General features: G+C 41.8%; 21 protein-coding genes. 18 read left to right on the forward strand and 3 right to left on the reverse strand.

Annotated elements, in window-relative coordinates:
* Positions 1-16: 16 nt before the first annotated feature.
* The 10 genes from paaD (at position 17) to MN869_RS00665 (ending at position 10,552) form a co-directional block, all read left to right on the forward strand.
* Positions 17-517 (forward strand): 1,2-phenylacetyl-CoA epoxidase subunit PaaD, encoded by a 501-nt coding sequence (gene paaD, locus MN869_RS00620; protein WP_005188886.1) that lies wholly within the window; start codon positions 17-19, stop codon positions 515-517.
* A gap of 23 nt (positions 518-540) precedes the next feature.
* A complete protein-coding gene (locus MN869_RS00625) occupies positions 541-1,602 on the forward strand; it encodes a 2Fe-2S iron-sulfur cluster-binding protein (protein WP_005188882.1) in 1,062 nt (353 codons plus the stop codon).
* 8 nt (positions 1,603-1,610) lie between these two features.
* On the forward strand, positions 1,611-2,384 hold the full coding sequence (locus tag MN869_RS00630) for an enoyl-CoA hydratase-related protein (protein WP_033133074.1): 774 nt from the start codon (positions 1,611-1,613) through the stop codon (positions 2,382-2,384).
* Positions 2,384-3,175 carry a 2-(1,2-epoxy-1,2-dihydrophenyl)acetyl-CoA isomerase PaaG gene (gene paaG / locus MN869_RS00635; protein WP_005212165.1) on the forward strand — a complete coding sequence of 264 codons (792 nt, stop codon included), beginning with the start codon at positions 2,384-2,386 and terminating at the stop codon, positions 3,173-3,175. The genes MN869_RS00630 and paaG overlap by 1 nt, the downstream gene beginning before the upstream one ends.
* A gap of 2 nt (positions 3,176-3,177) precedes the next feature.
* Entirely contained in the window at positions 3,178-4,716 is a 1,539-nt protein-coding gene (locus tag MN869_RS00640) for a 3-hydroxyacyl-CoA dehydrogenase (protein ID WP_033133075.1), read from the forward strand.
* A 12-nt stretch (positions 4,717-4,728) separates the two neighbouring features.
* Positions 4,729-5,940 carry a 3-oxoadipyl-CoA thiolase gene (gene pcaF, locus MN869_RS00645; protein ID WP_016163594.1) on the forward strand — a complete coding sequence of 404 codons (1,212 nt, stop codon included), beginning with the start codon at positions 4,729-4,731 and terminating at the stop codon, positions 5,938-5,940.
* Positions 5,941-5,982: 42 nt separating this feature from the next.
* Positions 5,983-7,272 carry a phenylacetate--CoA ligase PaaK gene (gene paaK / locus MN869_RS00650; RefSeq protein WP_243306762.1) on the forward strand — a complete coding sequence of 430 codons (1,290 nt, stop codon included), beginning with the start codon at positions 5,983-5,985 and terminating at the stop codon, positions 7,270-7,272.
* Between the two features lie 62 nt (positions 7,273-7,334).
* The gene (locus tag MN869_RS00655) at positions 7,335-8,294 is read left to right on the forward strand and encodes a PaaX family transcriptional regulator C-terminal domain-containing protein (RefSeq protein WP_033133077.1); all 960 of its coding nucleotides are present in this window, start codon (positions 7,335-7,337) and stop codon (positions 8,292-8,294) included.
* On the forward strand, positions 8,281-8,883 hold the full coding sequence (locus MN869_RS00660) for a carbonic anhydrase (RefSeq protein WP_033133078.1): 603 nt from the start codon (positions 8,281-8,283) through the stop codon (positions 8,881-8,883). The genes MN869_RS00655 and MN869_RS00660 overlap by 14 nt, the downstream gene beginning before the upstream one ends.
* Positions 8,884-9,097: 214 nt before the next feature.
* Positions 9,098-10,552, forward strand: coding sequence for a benzaldehyde dehydrogenase (locus MN869_RS00665; RefSeq protein WP_033133111.1), 1,455 nt, complete (start codon positions 9,098-9,100; stop codon positions 10,550-10,552).
* A gap of 55 nt (positions 10,553-10,607) precedes the next feature.
* Here MN869_RS00665 and pobR read toward each other — a convergent pair whose 3' ends face one another.
* Positions 10,608-11,423, reverse strand: a complete 816-nt coding sequence (gene pobR / locus MN869_RS00670) for an IclR family transcriptional regulator PobR (protein ID WP_033133079.1) — start codon at positions 11,421-11,423, stop codon at positions 10,608-10,610.
* Positions 11,424-11,562: 139 nt separating this feature from the next.
* Here pobR and pobA point away from each other — a divergent pair, with 139 nt between their 5' ends.
* Positions 11,563-12,774: a 4-hydroxybenzoate 3-monooxygenase gene (pobA, locus tag MN869_RS00675; protein ID WP_033133080.1), complete on the forward strand. Its 1,212-nt coding sequence runs from the start codon at positions 11,563-11,565 to the stop codon at positions 12,772-12,774.
* A 74-nt stretch (positions 12,775-12,848) separates the two neighbouring features.
* Here the strand turns inward: pobA and MN869_RS00680 are convergent, their stop codons facing one another.
* Positions 12,849-14,225, reverse strand: a complete 1,377-nt coding sequence (locus MN869_RS00680) for an AarF/ABC1/UbiB kinase family protein (protein WP_243306764.1) — start codon at positions 14,223-14,225, stop codon at positions 12,849-12,851.
* Positions 14,226-14,408: 183 nt separating this feature from the next.
* Positions 14,409-14,714 (reverse strand): hypothetical protein, encoded by a 306-nt coding sequence (locus tag MN869_RS00685; RefSeq protein WP_004807329.1) that lies wholly within the window; start codon positions 14,712-14,714, stop codon positions 14,409-14,411.
* 165 nt (positions 14,715-14,879) lie between these two features.
* On the opposite strand from MN869_RS00685, the gene ybaK reads away from it, so the two are divergent.
* The 7 genes from ybaK to MN869_RS00720 all read left to right on the forward strand — a co-directional run bounded on the left by ybaK (position 14,880) and on the right by MN869_RS00720 (position 23,039).
* Positions 14,880-15,344, forward strand: coding sequence for a Cys-tRNA(Pro) deacylase (gene ybaK / locus MN869_RS00690; protein WP_005315694.1), 465 nt, complete (start codon positions 14,880-14,882; stop codon positions 15,342-15,344).
* Between the two features lie 339 nt (positions 15,345-15,683).
* Positions 15,684-17,468, forward strand: coding sequence for an IucA/IucC family protein (locus tag MN869_RS00695; RefSeq protein WP_033133082.1), 1,785 nt, complete (start codon positions 15,684-15,686; stop codon positions 17,466-17,468).
* Entirely contained in the window at positions 17,461-18,942 is a 1,482-nt protein-coding gene (locus tag MN869_RS00700; protein ID WP_033133083.1) for a SidA/IucD/PvdA family monooxygenase, read from the forward strand. The genes MN869_RS00695 and MN869_RS00700 overlap by 8 nt, the downstream gene beginning before the upstream one ends.
* Positions 18,939-20,756 carry an IucA/IucC family protein gene (locus MN869_RS00705; protein ID WP_005315685.1) on the forward strand — a complete coding sequence of 606 codons (1,818 nt, stop codon included), beginning with the start codon at positions 18,939-18,941 and terminating at the stop codon, positions 20,754-20,756. The genes MN869_RS00700 and MN869_RS00705 overlap by 4 nt, the downstream gene beginning before the upstream one ends.
* A 29-nt stretch (positions 20,757-20,785) precedes the next feature.
* On the forward strand, positions 20,786-21,424 hold the full coding sequence (gene acbD, locus MN869_RS00710) for an acinetoferrin biosynthesis acetyltransferase AcbD (protein ID WP_004807319.1): 639 nt from the start codon (positions 20,786-20,788) through the stop codon (positions 21,422-21,424).
* Positions 21,421-21,792 carry a hypothetical protein gene (locus tag MN869_RS00715; protein ID WP_033133084.1) on the forward strand — a complete coding sequence of 124 codons (372 nt, stop codon included), beginning with the start codon at positions 21,421-21,423 and terminating at the stop codon, positions 21,790-21,792. The genes acbD and MN869_RS00715 overlap by 4 nt, the downstream gene beginning before the upstream one ends.
* Positions 21,789-23,039, forward strand: a complete 1,251-nt coding sequence (locus MN869_RS00720; RefSeq protein ID WP_033133085.1) for an MFS transporter — start codon at positions 21,789-21,791, stop codon at positions 23,037-23,039. Before MN869_RS00715 ends, MN869_RS00720 begins: the two co-directional genes overlap by 4 nt.
* Positions 23,040-23,045 lie beyond the last annotated feature (6 nt).

Here is a 23,045-nt window from a genome sequence, read left to right on the forward strand (position 1 = left end):
GACAAGGAGTTGAGCCATGCAAATGATTCGTCATTGTATCGATCAGTGTTGGGATGTTCTGCAAACGGTCAGTGATCCTGAGATTCCTGCTTTATCTGTAGTGGATTTGGGCATGATTCGTGGGGTGGAACTGAATGATCAGCAAGAAATTATTGTTCGATTAACACCTACCTATAGTGGCTGTCCTGCAACTGATTTATTAAAAGCGCAGATTGTCGAGGCGTTGGCAGCAGAAGACCTCACTCCCGCAAAGGTGATTGTTGATTTATCTGAAGCATGGACAACCGACTGGATGTCTGAAATAGGCAAGAAGAAGTTACAAGACTATGGTATCGCGCCGCCAGAGGGTTTAGCACATCAGTGTGGAACACATGTTCATTTAAAAGATGGTGTGGTGTGTCCGCGGTGTAAAAGTCGAAATACCAAGCTGCTCACGGAGTTTAGTTCGACCGCGTGTAAGGCCTTGTACAAATGTCAGGACTGTCTTGAGCCCTTTGATTATTTTAAATGTATTTAAAGTTTTAGATAAGGAAATCAGCCATGAGCCAATTTATTCCCTTAAAAGTAAAAAGTATTACCCCTCAGACAGATCAGGCCATTTGTATTGCGTTTGATCTTGTGCCTGAGCAACAAGAACAATTTAAATTTCAGCCAGGTCAACATTTAACGATTCGCCATTTAACTGAGGCAGGTGAGATTCGTCGTTGCTACTCGATCTGTAGTTATGCACCGAAAGAAGATATCAGTATCGCAGTGAAAAAGATGGATCAAGGCCAATTCTCAAATTGGGCCAATGATTATTTAAAAGTTGGCGATGTTCTTGATGTGATGCCACCACAGGGTGTTTTTTTTCAAAAAGCAGCCAGATCTGGCGGTCAAGCATTTTTAGGTGTTGCTGCTGGCAGTGGTATTACCCCAATTTTGTCGATTATTAAACAGGTTTTGTTTGAACAATCGACATCGAATTTTACCTTGCTCTATGGTAATCGTTCATGGAAACAAACCATGTTTGCTGAGCAAATTATGGATTTGAAAGATCAATTTAAAGAACGCTTCCAGTTGATCAATATTTTTTCCCGTGAATTCAACGAAAGTGAGTTGATGAATGGTCGAATAGATGAAACAAAATTAAAGCAATTGTTTGATCATGACGTGCTAGAAAGCAATTTTGATCATGTTTTTGCCTGTGGCCCAGATGAAATGATGGACACAGTCGAAAGCCTGTTACCGACCTATGGTTTAAGTAAAGACAAGATTCATACTGAACGTTTTAATACCGGTCATGTCCGTAAACGAGCAGTCGATGCTGATGCGAATCGTAAGGAAGAACAAGTCAATATTGTACTGGATGGTCGTGAACTGATCGTGTCAGTGTCTCAAGACGATGAAAGCATTTTAGATGCAGCATTACGTGCAGGTGCAGATTTACCTTATGCATGTAAAGGCGGCGTGTGTGCGACCTGTCGTTGTAAGGTGCTCTCTGGTGATGTTGATATGTTCTTGAACTACAGTCTTGAAGATGATGAAGTCGAAAAGGGCTATGTGCTGAGCTGTCAAACCTTACCTAAAGGCTCAAATGTCCGTTTGAGCTTTGATGAGTAGAGGTGGCTATGCAAGAGCTGATCAAAGCCGAAATAACAATTGATGGTGTAATGCTATTAACCCTCAATCGTGCTGAAAAACGGAATGCTTTAAATAATGCGACTTTGCAATATTTATGCGAATTGCTCGAAGAGGCAGAACACAATGCCAGAGTCAAAGCCATTATTCTAACAGGCAATCAATATTGTTTTGCAGCAGGTGCTGATCTTGCTGAGTTAGCAGAAATGGATTCAGTGGCTTTACAACTCGATATCCGTCCAAAACTATGGCAGAAGATTGATGCGTTTAGTAAACCAATTATTGCAGCTGTGAATGGTTATGCCTTGGGTGCGGGATTTGAACTGGTTTTACACACAGATATCGTACTATGTGGTGAAAATGCCAAATTCGCCTTGCCAGAAATTGGTTTAGGCATGTTACCAGGTGCAGGCGGCACACAACGCTTAGCACGCTTAGTCGGGCAACAATTGACCATGCGCTGGGCGATGACAGGGGAGATGCTTTCGTCACAACAGGCAGAGCAACACGGTATTTGCAGCGAAGTGGTCCCTACAGCATTAACTGTGGAATATGCCATTCAATTAGCCAAGAAAATTGCTCAACAAGCACCCTTGGCGATTCGGGTAATTAAACAATCGATCAAAAGTATTCATGAAACAACACTGAGTCAGGGGTTAAAGCTTGAACGCCAGAATTTTGTTTGGTTGGCGGCAACAAATGATCGAAAAGAAGGAATTAACGCATTCTTTGAAAAAAGAAAGCCTGTATTTAGAGGTGAATGATGGACTATCAAAATATTATCGTAGAAGAAAAAAATGCGGTGGGTTATTTAACTTTTAATCGACCAAAGGCACTGAATAGTTTTAACGTGGATATGCACCGTGAAGTCGCTGAGGTCTTGGGCTTTTGGAGTAAAAACCAAGATATTCGTTGTGTCGTGATTAGTGGTGAAGGCCGCGGTTTCTGCGCAGGGCAAGATCTTGGCGATCGTGTGGTTGATCCAAATGCTGCTGCGCCTGATTTAGGTTACTCGATTGAAACCTACTATAACCCGCTGATCAAAATGATTGTCAATATGCCCAAGCCCGTGATCTGTGCGGTAAATGGTGTGGCAGCGGGTGCAGGTGCAAATATCGCTTTGGCTTGTGATTTGGTTGTCGCCGCGAAATCTGCCAATTTTGTACAAGCATTTTGTCGTTTAGGTCTGGTTCCAGACTCAGGTGGAACCTGGTTTCTGCCACGTGCAGTAGGTCAAGCCCGTGCAATGGGGCTAGCTTTGCTGGGAGATAAACTTCCTGCGGAAACCGCAAAAGAATGGGGCATGATTTGGGATGTTGCCGAAGATGCTGAGCTGAAATCAAAAGTCACTGAACTGGCAGAACGTTTAGCCAAACAGCCCACCTTTGGCCTGTCACTGATTAAAAAAGCCATCCACCAATCCAGTAATAACAGCTTTGATGAGCAGATGTTCTTGGAGCGAGATTTACAACGTATCGCAGGACGCTCAGAAGATTATCGTGAAGGGGTGCAAGCTTTCATGAATAAGCGTGAGCCTGACTTTCAGGGGCGCTAAGCATGATGAATCTAGATTTGTCTCATGCCAAAATTGCCGTGATTGGTTCTGGAACAATGGGGATCGGTATTGCTCAATTGGCGATGGTCAATGGTCATTCGACGGTTCTCTACGATCTCGATCGTGAAAAGACCAAACAGGCGGTTGATGGATTGCATCAGACCTTCGCGAAGTTGACAGAAAAAGGCAAGCTAACCTCTGAGCAGGCACAGCAAGCACTTTCACGTTTGACCATTGCTGATCAAATCGAAGCATTGGCAAGTGTCGATTTGGTGATAGAAGCGGTGGTTGAAAAGCTGGAAGTGAAACAATCTTTGTTTAAGCAGTTGGTGACGATTTGTAGCGAACATACTATTTTAGCCACCAATACCTCATCTATTTCAGTGACAGCAATCGCATCTGCTGTTCCACATCCTGAGCGAGTGGTTGGACTGCATTTCTTTAATCCTGCACCTGTGATGAAGTTGGTCGAAATTGTACAGGGTTTAAAAACAACGGAAGTTTTATGTCAGTCATTAAGAACGCTCATGCTGGCTTGGAACAAAATTCCTGTGTTAACCAAGTCAACGCCTGGATTTATTGTCAATCGTATTGCCCGTCCGTTTTATGCAGAAGCATTTCGCGCTTTGCAAGAACAGGTCACAACCTATGACCAGCTCGACTATGCCTTAAAGCAGTGCGGTGGTTTTGCGATGGGGCCGTGTGAGTTAACCGATTTAATTGGGCAAGATGTTAATTTCTCAGTCACTCAAAGTGTTTATGAAGCCTTCTTTTATGAACCGCGTTATCGCCCAAGCCTGATTCAGAAAGAATTGGTTGATGCTGGTACATGGGGACGTAAATCAAAGCAAGGCTTTTATCGCTATGATGAAAAAAATCAGTATGCGACTTTTCAGCCTCAGCTTATTACTGCGCCGTCTTTTCATGCTGATGTTCAAGTCAAAGGTACATGGGCGCAATGCCCGAATTTATTAGAACGTCTGGGCTTAAGTCGTGCTTTAGCAAGCAATGAAAATATCATCCAAATTGATGATGTTGATTTGCGTCTAAGTCATGGAGAATCTGTCAATATCGATTATCCAAATCGTAAAACGGTATTGATGGATTGGCATCATCATTTTGAACAGGCACAGGCGGTGGTTCTTAGCCATAACCATCTTTGCCAAGCGGATGATCTTGCAACTGTTGAGGATTTCTTTGCCCAATCCCAGATCAAGGTACTTTGGATCAGTGATCATCCAGCACTATTAACCTTGCGTACTATTGTTTTACTGATTAATGAAGCCTGTGAAGCAAGTCTGCATGGTGTTGCGAGTATGGAAGATATTGATAATGCCATGAAATATGGAGTGAACTATCCTAAAGGGCCGTATCAATGGATGATGCAATTGGGTGCTGAATACGTCTTGGCAACGCTAAACAATTTATATGCCATCTATGGCGAAGAAAAATATCGTGCAAGTCTTTATCTCAAACAATACGTGGCGAAGCAGCAGTGTATTCGCGGTGATTATTCAAAAGATTTAAAAGCCTTTGCATAGACAGGAGTCAACATGGAAGACGTTTTAATTTGCGATTTTATTCGTACCCCAATTGGTCGCTATGCAGGTGCATTAAGTTCAGTGCGTACTGATGATCTTGCTGCATTGCCGATTAAATATTTAAAAGAAAAGCATGCTGATTTACCTTGGCAAGAATTGGATGAAGTGTTTTTAGGCTGTGCCAATCAAGCGGGTGAAGATAACCGTAATGTGGCGCGTATGGCAACCTTATTGGCTGGTTTACCTGAAGCTGTTCCTGCAATGACAGTGAATCGTTTATGTGCATCTGGTTTAGATGCAGTCGGCTTGGCTGCACGTTCAATTAAATCGGGCGAGTCTCAATTTGTACTGGCAGGTGGCGTGGAGTCAATGAGCCGAGCGCCCTTTGTTCAAGCCAAGCCGACAGAAGCATTTGGACGCAGTCCGGAAATATTTGATACCACGATTGGCTGGCGTTTTATTAATAAAAAGATGAAAGCCGAATATGGTACCGACAGCATGCCGGAAACGGCTGAGAATGTGGCTGAGAAATACCAGATTAGCCGACAAGATCAGGATGAGTTTGCGATTCGTAGTCAACAAAAAGTGGCAGTGGCGCAACAAAATGGTTTTTTTACAGATGAAATCTTGCCCGTTGAACTGGTCGATCGTAAAAAGAACATCACCATTTTTAGCCAAGATGAGCATCCAAGAGCAGAGACTAGCCTAGAAGGCTTGGCAAAACTCAAAGCCCCATTCCGTAAAGAGGGTGGTTCAGTCACTGCGGGCAATGCTTCTGGTGTCAATGATGGTTCGGCCTGTGTGTTATTAACCAATCGTCAGTTTGCCGATAGCCACGGATTAAAACCTTTGGCACGTGTGGTCGCGATTGCAAGTGCAGGTGTTGAGCCAAAATATATGGGCATTGGGCCTGTGCCAGCAGTTCAGAAACTTTTAAAACAAACAGGTCTTCGCTTAGATCAAATGGATGTGATTGAGCTGAACGAGGCATTTGCAGCTCAGTCTTTGGCCTGTATGCGTGAGTTGGGTTTAAAAGATGATGATGCACGTGTTAATCCGAACGGTGGTGCGATTGCCCTTGGACATCCACTGGGTATGAGCGGAACTCGTTTGGTGATTACTGCCACCAGAGAATTAAAAAGACGTGGTGGTCAATATGCACTGTGCACCATGTGTGTTGGTGTCGGCCAAGGTGTGGCCCTTATTTTAGAAAATTTAAATTAATGTAGATGGTTCTCGTGTAATAACGACATAGGAGATACGGCAGTGGATAGCCTGATAACACAAGATGTAGAAAAAATGACGCTTGCGGAGTTACGAGCGCTACAAACCAAACGCTTAAAAGACACCTTGACATATGTTTATGCCAATAGCCCTGTCTATAAGAAAAAGTTTGACGATGCAGGTGTACATCCCGATGATTTCGTCAACTTGGATGATCTGGCCAAGTTCCCATTTACCACCAAACAGGATTTAAGAGATAACTATCCCTTTGGAATGTTTGCGGTGCCACAGGAGCAGATTGTTCGTTTACACGCCTCTTCAGGTACCACAGGGAAACCCACTGTCGTTGGCTATACCCAAAAAGATATCCATACTTGGTCGGATATCGTAGCACGTTGCCTGCGTATGGCAGGTCTAAGTGCCAAAGATATGATTCAGGTCGCCTATGGTTATGGTCTGTTCACAGGTGGTTTAGGCGCACATTATGGCGCTGAACGCTTAGGTGCAACCGTGATTCCAATGTCAGGTGGGCAGACGGAGAAACAGGTGCAACTGATTCAGGATTTTAAACCGACGGCAATTATGGTGACGCCATCATATTGTGTCAGCATTATTGAAAAACTGGAGCAGCAATTAGGCAGTGCCCGTAATACCTCGTTAAAAGTTGGGATTTTTGGTGCTGAGCCTTGGACCAACGAGTTACGCCGTGAAATCGAAGAACGTTTAAATATCAAAGCGCTGGATATTTATGGTTTATCGGAGATTATGGGGCCAGGGGTTGCGATGCAGTGTCTGGGCGAAGGTGAAGGCTTAACCATTTGGGAAGATCATTTTTATCCTGAGATCATCAATCCTGAAACAGGTGAAGTATGTAAAGATGGTGAATTGGGCGAACTGGTATTCACCACCATCACCAAAGAAGGTTTGCCGATTATCCGCTATCGTACCCGCGATTTAACCCGTTTATTGGCAGGTCAGAATCTTGCCATGCGCCGTATGGATAAAATTGTAGGGCGTAGTGACGACATGTTGATTATTCGCGGTGTCAATGTATTCCCGACACAGATCGAAGAACAGATTTTACAAGTGCCGAGTCTGGTACCGAATTATGAAATTCTGGTGGCAAAGAAAGGGCATATGGATACTTTGCATATCCGTACCGAAATGTGCCATAACTGTGACAAGCAGGCGCAGCAATTGGCTCAGCAGTTAATGCAGCGGATTAAAACCATGTTTGGGATTTCTGTTACGGTGGAAGTGGTGAATGAATTGACCTTGCCACGTTCTGAGGGTAAAGCAAAACGCGTCATTGATATGCGTCAGATTGCTTAACATTATAATCATTCAGGGTATAGTATTCCCTATATCCTGAATCTAAATGCCAAGATAAAAGTATGAGTGTAAAGTTACAGCAAATTATTGATTCAATTATTCAGAATGAACCCTTAAGTGGTACCTCATTGATTTCGACTATTTTTGGCGATTCAGTGCTGCATCGAGGTGGAAATATCAGTCTTGCCAGCTTGATTCAGTTAATGGAGTTGTTTGATTTTAATGATCGTGCTGTACGAACTTCTGTTTTTCGTTTGGTTAAAAGTGATTGGCTTGGTTCAGATAAAATTGGCAGGACCAGTTTCTACCGCATTACCGATGCCAGTCGTTCCAAATATTTGCAGGCTGAGCAACGGATTTATAATGATCAGATGAAAGAGTGGGATCATTCTTGGGACCTGATTTTGATGTCGAGTTTGGATACAGACAATAAGGCATTTTTAAAGAAAGAACTGGAATGGTTGGGTTTTGCTAATATTTCTACCAATCTGATGGCTTATCCAGGTTCAAACCGCTTGCAGCTACAAAAGCTGTTGGTTGACTTAAATATGAGTGAACAGGTGGTGGTGTTTAAGGCTGAGACCTTACAGCTGTTTAATAACTCAACCGAAACGATTGGCCGTATGTTAGAAACCAATTGGCCGATTGATGAGTTACGTCAACGTTATCTGCAATTTCTGGATATGTTTCGAGAGATTGGCGTGATTTTGATGCAGGATGACGAAAATATTGAACCGATTCAAGCCTTCCAGATTCGGACCTTATTGATTCATTACTATCGTCGTATTTTACTGAAAGATCCTGCATTGCCCTTAGAACTATTATCGGCGGACTGGCCTGCAGTCAATGCCCGTACATTATCCATGAACATTTACAAAAAAGTCTTTGAAGCGGCTGATGACTATTTCTTATCGGTTGCGGCAACATCGGAAGGGCCAATGCCAAATGCAACTGCACATTTCTGGCGTCGTTTTGGTGGCTTAACCCAAAGTAATGAGAGATTGAGTCATGCCTTGCTATAGCATTGATGGGGTGATTCCTGTGGTTCACCCCCGTGCATTTGTTCATCCCACTGCGGTTTTAATTGGTGATGTGATTATTGAAGCTGGAGCTTATATTGGGCCATTTGCCTCATTGCGTGCGGACTTTGGCCGTATTCATATCAAAGCAAATGCCAATGTACAGGACAGTTGCATCATTCATGGCTTTCCGCAAAGCGTCACCCTTGTTGAAGAAATGGGACATATTGGTCATGCTGCGACTTTACATGGTTGCCGTATCGGTAAAAATGTGTTGATTGGTATGAATAGCGTCATTTTGGATTATGCCGAGATTGATGAAAATAGCATAATTGGCGCAAATAGTTTGGTCAAAACCAAAGATCAAATTCCTGCCAATGTACTGGCAATGGGGAGCCCAGCAAAAGTTGTGCGAGATTTAACAGAACAAGAACGCGCATGGAAAATAAAGGGCACTCAAGAATATATTGAGCTTGCACAGCGTTGTTTAAACAGTATGACAGAAGTCCTGCCTTTGATTGAAAATTCACATGATCGTAAGACCTATCAAGATTTTCAGTCTGATCACCAAATCAAGCCAACAACGGCCTAAATAGACCATTTGAGCTGATCAATTTCTTTTGAACATTTGCGATAACAAGACATCAAAAAGCAACAGTTTGTTTTTAAATATTAGTTGATGATGGAGTGTAAGTTTTTCTACTTCTTCGTCAGAAAAATACAGGCAAGTATTTGCCAGTACATTTTTGGATGTAAACCCGCCTAAAAGTGAATACTTTATTTAAGGAAATACAACGAGGTTAATGATGTCTATTTTAACAAAAGAAATTTGGGATCAAAAATTATTTCGTGGTACATGGCAATCTGCCAAAAACGGTTATCAAGTGGTTGAAGTTGCGACTGGTGAGTCCTTAGGGCAGATTGGATATGCAGATACATCCGATGTGGTCGATGCAGCTCAGCAAGCCAAGATTGCACAAAAGCAATGGTGGGCGCTTAGTTATCAAGAGCGTCAGGTGGTTTTTGAGCGCGCAGTTCAGATCCTAACGGAGCATCAGGCTGAAATTATCGAGTGGCTGGTGAAAGAAAGTGGTTCGCTACAATTAAAAGCAGGTTTTGAGATTAATATCTCAATACAGGTATTAAAGCATTGTATTGGATTACCAGCCGTTGATCAGGGCACATTATTGCCAACTACGGCAGGTAAATTGAGTTTAGCCAAGCGAGTGCCTTTAGGTGTAGTTGGTGTCATTTCGCCGTTTAATTTTCCATTATATCTTGCGTTGCGTGCGGTTGCACCAGCCTTAGCGCTTGGAAATGCGGTGGTACTAAAACCTGATGAACGCACTGCAGTCTGTAGCGGTTATGCAATTGCCCGTATTTTTGAATTGGCTGGTTTACCACAAGGATTATTACATGTACTGCCTGGTGGTGCTGAAGTGGGTGAGGCCCTGACCTTGGATAAAAATATTGCCAGTATCCAGTTTACTGGTTCAACCCATGTAGGTCGTATTGTGGGTGCCAATGCAGCTAAAACACTGAAAAAAGTATCACTTGAGTTAGGTGGCAAAAACTCACTGATTATTCTGGACGATGCCGATATTGAGCTTGCAGCAGAGAATATCGCGTGGGGTGCTTTTTTGCATTCGGGTCAAATTTGTATGACTTCTGGAAAAATCCTGATTCAGGAGAAGATTTATCCTCAAGTCAAACAATGTGTGCTTGAGAAAGTCAAAAATTTTGTGGTGGGTAATCCTTTGCAAAGTGATGTCACGATTGGCCCACTGATTAATGCCAAGCAATCGCAACGGGTTGAGCAGTTGGTTAAGGATGCGATTGCGCATGGAGCAAAACTAGAAGTGGGTGGACAAGCCAATGGTGTTTTCTTTGAGCCAACGGTTTTAGCTGATGTAACACAGGACAATCCGATTTTTACAGAAGAGATTTTCGGTCCTGTTGCCGTTCTGATTCCTTTTAGCACGGATGAACAGGCAGTTGAACTTGCAAATGATGGTGACTATGGGCTTTCAGCGGGGATTATTACTGCAAATGTTGGGCGCGGCATGCAGCTTGGCCAACAATTGAATGTAGGTTTATTGCATATCAATGATCAAACCGTAAATGATGAAACTGTGAATCCTTTTGGCGGCTTTGGTGCATCAGGCAATGCTACACGGATTGGTGGGCCTGCAAATGAGGATGAGTTTACCCAATGGCAATGGATGACCATTCAGGCGCAAGCACCACATTATCCATTTTAAGTAGGGTTAACAAATTCCTTGTGATTTGTCCCTAAAACTTTAGGGACAAATGCTGCTAAATCACATTACGCAGTTCATTGGCGGTGTTGCGTAGTAGCGGTAAAATCTGTTGCACTAAATAATCCTCTTGTACACGATTGGTCTGTGACATGCAGTTTACAGCGGCAATCGCTTTTCCTTGAGCATTGATCACAGGTACTGCAATTGCGATGACACCGAGTTCATGTTCTTCTTTAGAAAGGCAATAATCTGCTTGTGAAATACCTTTCAGCACCTCAAAGAACTTATTTTCATCCGTTATTGTAAAAGGGGTTAAACGTTTTAAACCAAACCTTTTAATCCAGTCGTGTTGAGCTGTCTCTGGTTGGGCAGCCAATAAGACTTTCCCTGTTGACGTTGCGTGTGCAGGTAGACGATTGCCTAAATGCATGCCATAAGGACTCACCCTTAGATTATCTTGTTGAGGCAGATAGCTACGGGCGATCGGTACCACTTCATTATCATCTAAGACCACCAATGAAAAGGTCAATGACGTTTGGGCAGATAAAAGATTAAGGAAGGATTGGGCAATTTTAGGTAGATGTGCTGAACTTAAATAAGAACTAGAAAAACGTAATACACGATGCGTGAGCCAGTAATAATGTTCATCTGTGTCTAAATAGCCTAAATATTTTAAAGTTTTAAGATAACGCCGTGCTGCTGTTCGGCTAATTCCAGTCCGTTCAGCCACTTGAGTGACATTTAAACGTTGTCGATCAACCCCAAAAGCTTCCAGTAAAGCTAAACCTTTTGCCAAACCTGCAATGTAGTCTTCCTGACGAATCTGTTCATGCGAATTGGGGTGCTCTATCACAGCATCAACCTTAACCATGCTTCCATTCCTGTTATTGTGATGTTTTGTCCGCTATCCGGACAAATAAAATGATAAACGGTTCTTTTCGACTTGGCTATATCGTGCACAAAACTTAAAAGCAGTAAGTTAAATGACAGGAGATCACAAGGAAGATGTCATGGAAATTTTAACAACGCAGGTTGCGATTATTGGTGCGGGTCCAGCTGGATTGCTACTTGGGCAGCTTTTATATCAAGCAGGTATTGAGCATATTATTATTGAACAACGTAGTGCAGATTATGTCGCTTCGCGAATACGTGCTGGCATCTTGGAACAAGTATCTGTTGATTTACTTAAGCAGGCAGGTGTTGACCAGCATCTAAACGAGAAAGGATTGCCGCATTCAGGCATTGAGATACTCACCAATGGACAGAAGCACCGCGTTGATTTATCTGCATTGACAGGTGGAAAGCAAGTCACGGTTTATGGTCAAACAGAAGTGACCAAAGATTTGATGATGGCACGTGAGGCCGCACAACTTAAATCATTTTATGAAGCACACAATGTACAGGTTAGCGATTTTTATCAGACACCTAAAGTGCAATTTGAACATCAAGGGCAGGTATTTAAAATTCACTGTGACTTTATTGCAGGCTGTGATGGCTATCATGGAATATGCCGAGCCAGTGTGCCTCAGGATAAAATCAAGACTTATGAAAAAGTGTATCCATTTGGCTGGTTAGGCGTGTTAGCCGATGTACCACCTGTAGCCGATGAATTGATTTACGTCCAATCAGAACGTGGTTTTGCTTTATGCAGTATGCGTTCAGAAACACGTAGCCGTTATTACTTGCAAGTGCCGCTTAATGATCGAGTTGAAGATTGGTCAGATGAGAGATTTTGGGAAGAGCTGAAATTGCGTTTAGATGCTGAAAGCCGAGAAAAGTTGGTAACAGGTTCATCGATCGAAAAAAGTATTGCACCGCTACGCAGTTTTGTGACTGAACCGATGCGCTTCGGCAAGCTGTTTTTAGCAGGTGATGCGGCACATATTGTCCCGCCAACGGGCGCAAAAGGATTGAATCTGGCAGCCTCAGATATTGCTTATCTCTCCAGGGCATTGATTGAATATTATGTCGAAGGTTCAGATCAGGGCATTCAGGAATATTCAGAAAAATGTTTACAACGGGTCTGGAAGGCCGAGCGTTTTTCTTGGTGGATGACGCATTTGTTGCATCGCTTTGAAACAGAAAGTGAGTTTGAACATAAGATTAAACAAGCCGAACTTAGCTATATTCTTGGCTCTACGGCGGGCAAGACGACTTTGGCAGAAAATTATGTCGGCTTGCCTTATGAAATAAAAAATAGTACTGAAGAAGTTCGTGCCTAAGTCGGTTCTGTAAAGCAAATAAAAAAGGCCTGTCTAATCAGTTAGACAGGCCTTTTAAATACAGCATAGGTAAGTTATTCAGCAAACTGCGGAATCATTTTCCGTACATTGGTTTTCGCATCAATCACGGTCATAAAAGTATAAGCACCAATAAATTTACGGCTAATGAACATAAACTCTTTTGGTGGAACCGAGAAATAGCGTGAAGCCATCGATTGCCCAGCCTGTTGCATCACTCGATTATGCAATTGGCTCTTTTTCCAGTCATAACGGTCCTGATCATCCATAATACCAATTGGCATATCAGGATTGTTACTCGGGCAGCTAAATGCTTCTGTTGCAATCAGGAAAACATCTGCCATACCTGGTTTAACATTTTCAGGCATGGCATCAAAGAATTCATAACCTGTCATGGCTTTGACCATGGCATTCTTATCATGGTCATAACCCGCATGGATCAGATTGCGTGCAACCGTGAGCAAGTTATTGTCGAATTGTCGAATCGCACCAAAATCGAGTAGCACAATTTTATCTTTAACGTCATCACCATTGCCTAAACGAACCAAGTAATTACCAAAGTTCGGGTCGGTCTGCATTTCACCCCATTCAAATAGCTCACGTACCGCAATTTCTAAAGAAGCTTCGCCGAGTTGGTTGCGACGCTCTTGGGGCAGGGAAAGCATCACTGGACTATTGACTGGTACGCCACGCTCAAAGGTCATGCACAACACTTTTTCAGCGCAAAATTCCTCAATAATTTCAGGTACTACATAACGCGGATCATCTTTCAATCGCTCAGCAAAACGACGTGTGGTTGCCGCTTCAATGCCATAATCGACTTCACGATGCATCATTTCACGAACTTCATCGAACCACTGATCAAATTCACGGGTTTGAGGCACCATACGTGTTAGTTTCAGCATGTTTTTGAACAGATTCATGTCGGAATCAATGGCTTCAGCAACACCAGGATACTGGATTTTTAGGACCAGCTCTAAACCATCTGACTTACGTGTAGCACGATGTACTTGAGCAAGTGATGCTGTTCCAATTGGCTCATGATCAATAGTGAGATCATTTAATTTTGAGCCCAGTTGTTCTTGCAAATGTGTTTTGATTGCAGGCCAAGCCAGTGCAACTGTTTGGTTATTCAATGTGTTTAAGGCTTGTGTGATTTCTTCAGGTAAAAAATGTTCACCGTATAAAGCCATCATTTGTCCAATCTTAACAATTGAACCTTTTAATTTACCAATTTCAGAAACTAAATAGTGTGCCTGCTCAGCCATGGCCTTTTTTCGTTTCTTCTCTTTTTCTTCTTCGCTCGAGAATATAGAAGTGGCACTTGCTGTCGCCCAGCGTGTTCCAGCAAGTAGAGAAGCTTTTGCAATAGATAAGCGACGATCCACCGATGAGGTTTTTAGATTCTTAAGCTTATCGTTCTGATCTGACATGAAAGAAAAGTCCTATGCTGAAATCGGAGGGTTGAAAGCCGAGACTTGAATTGTAGCGGATATTACCGCTTTTGAACGTATTAAAATAGTTCAATCTCTTGAATTATCAGTCTAAATTTGTGCAATAGGGTATCTTCATAAAAATAGCCTAAGTAGAAATTTGCTATTTACTATACAAATGTTCTAAATTTTAAACTGAATCTTAAGTGAAGATTTCCTCATCAACGCAGCACGATTGCTGTGAATATGTTTCACTAGCATCTGTTTTACTTGACTGTGGTGAAACCCAACTGCATACGCTTTAACGATAATAATACTTGGCAGCGTAAAGAAAAAATACTTGGTGTCGTCTAAAGTCGCATCTTTGAAAACGCCTTCTTTAACAAGTATCTCTCTGAGAAATTGTTTTTCAGCTTGTACTGTGCTGGATGATTCATCATCCCAATAATTCTGACGCATCGCCATCAAATTATTATGCTTATAACTCATATAACCATTGAGCCTGTTTATTCCACCGTTAGCCAATATATGAGGTTGTTAGAGTATTTATCAAGAATAGATTTATATCAAAAATAGCCTAAGCAAATTTAAACCTTTATTTAAAAATGCTACACTTATCACACGACCAACATTAGACAAAAATACAGAATTGTTATGACACCTGCTTGTAAACTATTGGAAAAAAATAAAATACAATTTTCTATTCATGAATATGAACATGATGTGAATGCAAAAAGTTTCGGGTTAGAAGCTGCAGAAAAACTCAACTTAAAGGTGGAAGAAGTTTTTAAAACATTAATGGTGACCGATGAAAAGAATTATTTCATTGCAATCTTACCTGTGCACCATCAACTTAATCTAAAAAAAGTGGCGACAGCAGTAGGCTGTAAGAAACTACAAATGGCGAATCCTAAAGATGCGGAGCGCTTAACAGGTTATCTTGTGGGGGGGATTAGTCCATTGGGGCAGAAGAAGCGACTAAAGACGGTTATTGATGCAACGGCGCAAACATTCAATAAAATTTATGTCAGTGGTGGGAAACGGGGACTGGATATTGGTCTTAATCCACAGGACCTCGCAAAATTACTGAGTGCTGAATTTTTTGATGTTTTAGACTAGAAAAATAATTTTTACAGACAATGTTTTTTATAAATTATTGTTATATCTATTTTTTTTAAGAATCTACAAAAGCAATTAGCAATTAAAAAGTTATCATTTTATTTAATGAGAATTATTATTATCTTTTTGTATCTTTATTAAGCTAAATTAATATTTAAAACAAATTAATTCAATAAATTAGATCGCATTTTTCAGGTTCTTTTATGGAATTGAAATAGTAAATGATAATAATTATCATTAGTTCTATCTTAATCGCAAACTCCCTTGTGCTTAAGATGTGTTTCAGGCCTAAAACATTTCGAAAAACAAATTAACTCTCTTGAAAGAGGATACCGTCAGATGCAATCACTTGCCAATCGGTTGGCGATGCAACATTTCGTCAATGCATATACGCAAGAAACTGGCAAAGGTCACTTGCTAGATAACAGTCAGCAAAGTCCACAACAACAAGCGTTTAGCCAAGGTTTGACGCTGTTATCAATCCCTATCCATTCTATTCAAGCGCAATGTAATTTCCCTTTATCTTATGTCAGTCGAGTCGGGCGACATCGTTTAGCAGATCTTCCACAAATTATTATCCATGGACAAGTCAAACCATTTAGTACTGTTGCAATTGTCGGGCTATTGCTTGAGGAATTGGTTTTTGAGTCCTCTATTCCATTAGATGCAGCTTCTTTGCTGGAGAAGTGGATTCAGAGTCGTGATGCATTACAACAGTTTTTAGCGCAGCGCGAAGCTGATTTCGACGACTTGGTAAAAGCAGGCCAGAATTTTATTGAAACCGAACAGGCACTGATTCTAGGGCATAGCATGCATCCAGCGCCGAAAAGTAGAACAGGTTTTGTACATGAAGACTGGTTAAAGTTTTCACCTGAACATAAAGGCAAGACGCAACTACATTATTGGCTGGTTCATCAGGACTATATCTCAGAAGGCAGCGCTACGGATGAAAGTATTTCAGCTCAATTAAAAACAGCGTTACAGTGGTATTTGTCTGAAAATGATCTCAATCTGCTCAAGACCCACACAGCATATAAATTACTCCCATTACATCCTTGGCAAGCCCGCTATTTGCAAAGTAAGCCTTGGTTTGAACGTTTAAAACAAACGGGACAGTTAATTGATGTTGGCTTACGAGGCTGGCAATTTTCTCCAACCACTTCGATCCGAACACTTGCGAGTTTTAATGCGCCGTGGATGGTAAAACCATCGCTTTCGGTGATGATTACCAACTCTATTCGAGTCAATTTAGCGAAAGAATGCCACCGTGGTGAACTCACTCATCGTCTATGGCACAGTGAATTTGGTCAGAATATTTTAAAGCATTGCCCAAGCTTAAAAGCAGTGAATGATCCAGCATGGATTGCTTTGAAAATTGATGATGAGGTGGTGAACGAAAGTATCTGTATTTTCCGCGATCAGCCATTCCATCCTCAACAGCAAGTCACTTGTATTGCATCCTTATGTCAGGATCATCCAAATAAACCTCTAAATCGTTTTAATGCTTTATTCGCAAAAATTGCAAAAGCACATCATGAAACCGATTTCTCAGAAATTGCTTTGGATTGGTTTAATCGTTTTCTCGAAGTCAGTTTGCAACCGTTGATGTATGTCTATCATCGCCATGGTATGGCATTTGAATCGCATCAGCAAAATGTGCTGTTGGAACTAGAGAATCATTTCCCAAAAAGCTTATGGCTACGTGATAACCAAGGTTTTTATTATATCGAAGAGTTCGCCACTGAAATTCTGCAAGCGCTGCCTGAGCTGAAAGAAAAAGCGTTTGCCGTCGGGCCTAAAGATTTCGTGGATGACCGTTTTAGTTATTATTTCTTTGGCAATACCTTGTTCGGCATTATCAATGCGATTGGTGCAACAGGCTATATTACTGAGGATGAATTACTTGGGCATCTAACAAGTTTCTTGCAGGAACAATTGCAGCAATATCCAGACAGTACTTTATTACAGGGATTATTGTTCAATGCAACCTTGCCTTATAAAGGTAATTTGCTCACACGTTTACATGAATTAGATGAGTTGATTGCGCCTGTCGAGAACCAATCTGTCTATGTCGAACTGCCAAATCCGCTGCGTATTTCACAGAAGGATGTCAGTTATGCTTGATTTTATTGGAATTGGTCTAGGGCCATTTAATCTGAGTCTGGCCAGCCTACTGCATAATAAAAGCACACTGAACTATGCAATTTTTGAGCAGAAAGCCCAGTTTGACTGGCATGCAGGAATGCAGTTACCCAATACGGTATTGCAAGTGCCGTTCATGGCGGATCTGGTCTCAATGGTTGATCCAACCAGCCCATTTAGCTTTTTGAATTATCTGCGCCATCAGCAACGTTTATATAAATTTTACTTTTTAGAACAACCGCATATTCCACGTTGTGAGTATAACCATTACTGTCAATGGGTTGCAGAACAACTTGATTGTATCGAATATCAATCTCGTGTTTTGAAGATCGAACCTCAAACCATTGGCTTTAAAGTTGTGGTGGAATCGGAGGGTGTTCAGCACAGTTATTTATGCCGTCATCTGGTTATCGGAAGCGGTAATGTGCCTTACTTGCCTGAATGCTTGGCCAAAGTGCAGCAACAGCAACCACAAAAATGTCTGCATTCTGCACAATATATGACGCATGCCGATACAGATTTACACGGCGATGTTGTGGTACTTGGTTCAGGACAATCCGCAGCCGAAGTCTTTATTGATCTGTTTGATGAGCAGCAAGATACAGCCAATCATCAGTTCGACCTACACTGGTTTACTCGTTCTCAGGGCTTCTTTCCAATGGAATATGCACCATTGGGGCTGGAACATTTTAGCCCAGACTATGCACAGCATTTTTATGCTTTGCCAGCTGAAAAGAAAGAGCAACAATTGCAGCAGCAGTCTTTGTTATACAAGGGCATTAGTGCAAAGACCATCCGTGAAATCTATCAAAAACTTTATCACCGTAGCATTGCGGGTCAAAGTTTGCAGACACATTTACATAGCCAATGTGATTTGAAAGATGCAGAAGTCTTAGATACGCAAAAAATTCGACTGCATTTCCAACATCGTGCCACGACACAGGCTTTCCATTTAGATTGTGATTTCCTGGTTGCTGCAACAGGTTACTTTACCCCTGATTTTGGTTTTATGCAGTTGCTGAAACCTTATATTGAATTTGATCATAAACAGCGTTGGCAAATCACTGAAGACTATCGTGTTGTACATCATCTAAATGGTCATATTTTTGTCCAGAATCAGGAAATGCATAGCCATGGGGTCGGTACACCAGACTTAGGGCTTGGCGCTTACCGTGCAGCGACGATTATTAACCAGTTGCTTGGTGAGTCGCTTTATGAACTCGATCAGCAGGCGCAGACCTTCCAGCATTTTGAGCTCAATCAGAATCCTAAAATCCAAATGGCAGATGACCAAGCACTTTCAGTCGAGGGTGTTTCTGAAAAAGCTGTGAGCCAAAACCAGTCTATTTTAAAGAAAACAGAACAGAGCACGATTACAACGCATGCAGGTAGTCGTTGTGCAAATACACGTACACAAACTGTGTCTGTACATTCAACTTATGAGAAATTGATATGAACTTTGCAACTTTAAAAATTAATCAGCAGCAATGGCGTGCCGCTGGACAGCGTCTCATTGAAATGGCGATTGCAGAGTTTCTATATGAAGAAATTATTGAAGTTAAAGCCTTATCAACAGGACGTTATCAGTTGGATTTAGGCAATCGTCATTATGAATTCCAAGGCCACCCATATTTGCTTGGACACTGGAATATTCAGGAAGGCTCAGTACGTGATGTAAGCAACGGTCAGCACAGTGATCAGCCTGCTTGGAATTTACATGAGTTTATTGTCGCAATGTCTGACAAGGCAAACGTAAAGCCTTTCACCAAAGCGTATTTGATTAAGGAAATGAATAATACTTGGTTGGCAGAAGCGCATTTATTTAATGAAGCGCGTTTACCAAGCACAGCCGTGCTGACTGAACCGCACTATAAAGTTGAAGGCATGCTACGTGGTCACCCTTGGTTGATTATGAGCAAAGGCCGCATGGGCTTTGGTTATGACGATTATTTAAGTGCTGCACCAGAGCTATCACCAGAAGTCAAAGTATTATGGTTGGCCGTACATCGTGATTTGGCTGAGTTCCGTAGTACAAAGCAGTGGGATGCTTGTGGTTTATATCAACATGAATTTGATGCTAATGAGCTGCAACAGTTCATCCAAATTTTGAAAGAAAAGAATTTAGATCCGCAAAATTACTTTTTGATTCCTGTACATGCTTGGCAATGGCATCAATGGCTGGTTCCAACTTATGCCAATGAAATTGTTGACCAAAAAATTATTGAGCTGAACATTAGCCAAGACAGCTATGTGCCAATGCAGTCTATTCGGACATTATGCAACACATCAAACCTACAACGTCATTACATTAAACTGCCTGTTAGTATTTTCAATACCGCTGTTTATCGTGGACTCCCATCAAAACGTAATCTTGCAGCCCCAGCTGTAACCGCGTGGTTAAAGCAAATCCATCAGCAAGATCAAGACTTACAAAAAACTGGCGTGATTTTCTTGGGTGAAGTGGCGAGCTTAACCATTCACCAACCTTGTTTTGACCGAATTGAAGGTGCACCTTATCAATTTAAAGAATTGTTTGGTTGCTTGTGGCGTGAAAGTGTCGATCGCTATGTTGATCCATCACAACAAGTGCTTTCTCAAGCAGCACTATTACACCGAGATATTTCAGGTCAATCGATCCTAAGTGTACTGATTCAAGCGTCTGGTTTGAGTCCTCTGGCTTGGTTAGCACAATTTGCTCAAGTCTGCCTCAGTCCGTTACTGCTTTGCCTGTATCGCTACGGCTTGGCTTTTTCACCGCATGGCGAAAATACCATGTTGGTACATGAAAATGGTGTGCCAAAAGCCTTGGTATTAAAAGACTTCATTGATGACATCAATTTAGTGGATGAAGATTTCCCTGAATTGGCTCAATTGCCATCTGAAGGCGGTTTGTTATTACGTCATGAAGCAACAGATTTAAGTCATTTCATTTTCACTGGGCTGTTCATGGTGCATTACCGTTATATCTGTAATGTGTTCTTACAAGATTATCCAGAATATTCAGAACTCGATTTCTGGCAGACCATTTCCAACACCATTGTTGCGTTTAACCAACAACATCCAGAACTGGCTGAACGAGCTGAAAAATTTGCCATGCTGCGCCCAACGTACACCAAAATTTGTTTAAACCGTGTTCGTTTATTTACCACCAGTTATAACGATGAAGCAGAGCGTCCTGTGCCTGTTTTCCTTGATCCAATTGCAAATCCCGTGAGCCCTGAAACATTGGCTGAATGGTCAGCTCAACAAGCTGAATCTAAAGCGGGTTAAGTCTTTTTCTAAATTTATAAAGGTTCGATATGAAAACTATTTCTCAGCAATTACCAGATTATTTTGAATACCACGAAGATGGCACACAATACTACTTACGCCAAGTGCAATACCCACAAGATATTCCTTTGCTACATCAATGGATGCATGAGCCACATGTCATTCCACAGTGGCAATTGAATAAGTCAGAACTGGATTTACAGGTTTACTTCGACAAGATGCTGGCGGATGACCATCAACGTTTATTGATTGTGGGTGTGGATGGCAAAGATGTGGGCTATACCGAGATCTATGAAGGTAAGCGTGATCGTTTAGGTCGTTATTACGAAGGTGATGACAATGATCTCGGTTGGCATTTGCTATTTGGTGATAAATCTGTGTTTGGTAAGGGCTTTTTACGTCCAACCATTCGTTTGCTCAGCTTCTATATTTTTGAACATTCACAAGCCAAGAAAATTGTGGGTGAGCCTGATCATACGGTTAAACCTTATGCCGCTGTGGTTGCAGAACTCTGCTACGAAACTCAACGTTTAATTCCTATGCCAGAAAAAACGGCAATGTTGTATTACTGCTTTAGAGAAACTTTTTATAACAAGTTTGGTGAATATTACCAAACGTCACAACAACAGCTAGCCAATCAGCCAGCCAAAATCCTGAGTGTTACATGAGCCTATCTATCAATGAGATGCACATCTTGGACATGCGCTTTGCCGAGCATGTCTCAGTGGCAGAATTTGAGCAATGGTTAATGCATATTCAACAATATTTCGAACAAAAAAGAAGTTTTGTGCTGATTATGCAAACCGAGCCAAACACTGAATTTCCAGAAGAATATCGGGTGATTCAGGGGAAATGGTACAAACAATATAAACAAGATTTTTACCAGTATTGTTTAGGCCTTGCCCGAATTGCCCAAGATGAGGCAGATCGTATTCGATTAGACACGCCAGCTTTGCAAAAAGCTTGGCATGTTCCTTATTTTGTCAGTTTAGAAAAGACCGCTGCCGTGCAATGGGCGATGCAGAGGTACTTATGAATCAACAAATAAAACCTGACCAAGATTTTCCAATCAAAACAGTCTCTGCACTGAGCTTATCTGTGGTGGTGGTGTTGTACCTTGCACATGCATTGCCGCTGTACTTTTACAATGTTGCCTTACCTGCAATTCTACGTCATCAAGGGGTCGATCTACGCTGGATTGGCATGTTGTCGCTGCTATATATCCCATGGGCATTTAAGTTTTTTTGGGCACCCTTAATTGATCGTTTCTATTTTAAGGCACTTGGAAAACGCAAAACTTGGCTTTTATTCACCCAAATAGCCTTGGTATTAGGTGTCGTTGCCTTGGCTTTGACACAATTCGATTATGGTCTAAGTGTATTTGTTATTGTCGGTTTATGGATTTCAACCTTTGCCGCAACCCAAGATATTGCGATTGATGGTTATACCGTCGAAACCTTTTCTGAATCCGAATACCGATTAGGCAGTATGGCACAAAGTATTGGCGTGGCGCTGGGCAGTATGATTGGTGGTGCTGCAACTTTGTGGCTTTATCAATTGTATGGTTGGCAAACAGCGCTGATTTGTTTAGCTGCAATGACAGCATTCACCATGCTTGCAGTGTTTCAAATTAAAGAAAAAACCAATACTGAAAAAATTGCCAAACAAGCGCCGAGTCTGATTCGAGCCTTTAAGCGCCCTGAGATGCTTTGGGCCTTGGCTTTGATTGTCTGTTATCGCGTAGTCGAAGCGCCAGCAATGGCCATGCTCAATCCGATGTTGATTGATCAAAAATGGTCATTGGCAGAGATTGGCGTACTGATGTCTGTGATTGGCGCGGGCATTGGGTTATTGGCAGCAGTGACAGCCGCATTCCTGTTAAAAAAAATTGCAGCAACACAATTACTGATTTGGGCTGGTTGGGCACGCAGTTTGGTCTATGCCTTACTGGGCATCGCGGTCTTACTCAGCTGGTTTAATCAGTGGCAAATGTTATTGGGGCTATTTGTTGTAGTTATTTTGGCGATTCGTTATATCGCGATGACTGCTTTATATGCGCACTTCATGCATACCAGCTCTAAGGAACAAGCTGGAACAGACTTCACCATTTTGGTCTGTTTTGAACTCCTGGTTTATTTCATTGGCGGTGCAATGTCTGGTTTCTTGGCCAAAGCATTTGGTTATGGAAATTTCTATCTCATTCTCGCAGCAGCATCTGTGTTGAGCGTCTTGCTCAGCCAAGTGTTAATCCACAAAGCAAAACAAACGAAACAACTCACCTAGGGGTAA

The organism is Acinetobacter sp. NIPH1876, assembly GCF_022808535.1.
Lineage (GTDB): Bacteria > Pseudomonadota > Gammaproteobacteria > Pseudomonadales > Moraxellaceae > Acinetobacter > Acinetobacter higginsii.

Bases quoted from the DNA above. Each gene is read 5' to 3' on its own strand.
- MN869_RS00685 (WP_004807329.1), bottom strand. From the start codon at position 14,714: ATGAGTTATAAGCATAATAATTTGATGGCGATGCGTCAGAATTATTGG.
- paaD (WP_005188886.1), top strand. From the start codon at position 17: ATGCAAATGATTCGTCATTGTATCGATCAGTGTTGGGATGTTCTGCAA.
- acbD (WP_004807319.1), top strand. From the start codon at position 20,786: ATGAAAACTATTTCTCAGCAATTACCAGATTATTTTGAATACCACGAA.
- MN869_RS00705 (WP_005315685.1), top strand. From the start codon at position 18,939: ATGAACTTTGCAACTTTAAAAATTAATCAGCAGCAATGGCGTGCCGCT.
- MN869_RS00720 (WP_033133085.1), top strand. From the start codon at position 21,789: ATGAATCAACAAATAAAACCTGACCAAGATTTTCCAATCAAAACAGTC.
- pobR (WP_033133079.1), bottom strand. From the start codon at position 11,423: ATGGTTAAGGTTGATGCTGTGATAGAGCACCCCAATTCGCATGAACAG.
- paaG (WP_005212165.1), top strand. From the start codon at position 2,384: ATGGACTATCAAAATATTATCGTAGAAGAAAAAAATGCGGTGGGTTAT.
- MN869_RS00665 (WP_033133111.1), top strand. From the start codon at position 9,098: ATGTCTATTTTAACAAAAGAAATTTGGGATCAAAAATTATTTCGTGGT.
- ybaK (WP_005315694.1), top strand. From the start codon at position 14,880: ATGACACCTGCTTGTAAACTATTGGAAAAAAATAAAATACAATTTTCT.
- MN869_RS00630 (WP_033133074.1), top strand. From the start codon at position 1,611: ATGCAAGAGCTGATCAAAGCCGAAATAACAATTGATGGTGTAATGCTA.
- MN869_RS00680 (WP_243306764.1), bottom strand. From the start codon at position 14,225: ATGTCAGATCAGAACGATAAGCTTAAGAATCTAAAAACCTCATCGGTG.
- pcaF (WP_016163594.1), top strand. From the start codon at position 4,729: ATGGAAGACGTTTTAATTTGCGATTTTATTCGTACCCCAATTGGTCGC.
- pobA (WP_033133080.1), top strand. From the start codon at position 11,563: ATGGAAATTTTAACAACGCAGGTTGCGATTATTGGTGCGGGTCCAGCT.
- MN869_RS00700 (WP_033133083.1), top strand. From the start codon at position 17,461: ATGCTTGATTTTATTGGAATTGGTCTAGGGCCATTTAATCTGAGTCTG.
- MN869_RS00695 (WP_033133082.1), top strand. From the start codon at position 15,684: ATGCAATCACTTGCCAATCGGTTGGCGATGCAACATTTCGTCAATGCA.
- MN869_RS00655 (WP_033133077.1), top strand. From the start codon at position 7,335: ATGAGTGTAAAGTTACAGCAAATTATTGATTCAATTATTCAGAATGAA.
- MN869_RS00625 (WP_005188882.1), top strand. From the start codon at position 541: ATGAGCCAATTTATTCCCTTAAAAGTAAAAAGTATTACCCCTCAGACA.
- MN869_RS00660 (WP_033133078.1), top strand. From the start codon at position 8,281: ATGCCTTGCTATAGCATTGATGGGGTGATTCCTGTGGTTCACCCCCGT.
- MN869_RS00640 (WP_033133075.1), top strand. From the start codon at position 3,178: ATGATGAATCTAGATTTGTCTCATGCCAAAATTGCCGTGATTGGTTCT.
- MN869_RS00715 (WP_033133084.1), top strand. From the start codon at position 21,421: ATGAGCCTATCTATCAATGAGATGCACATCTTGGACATGCGCTTTGCC.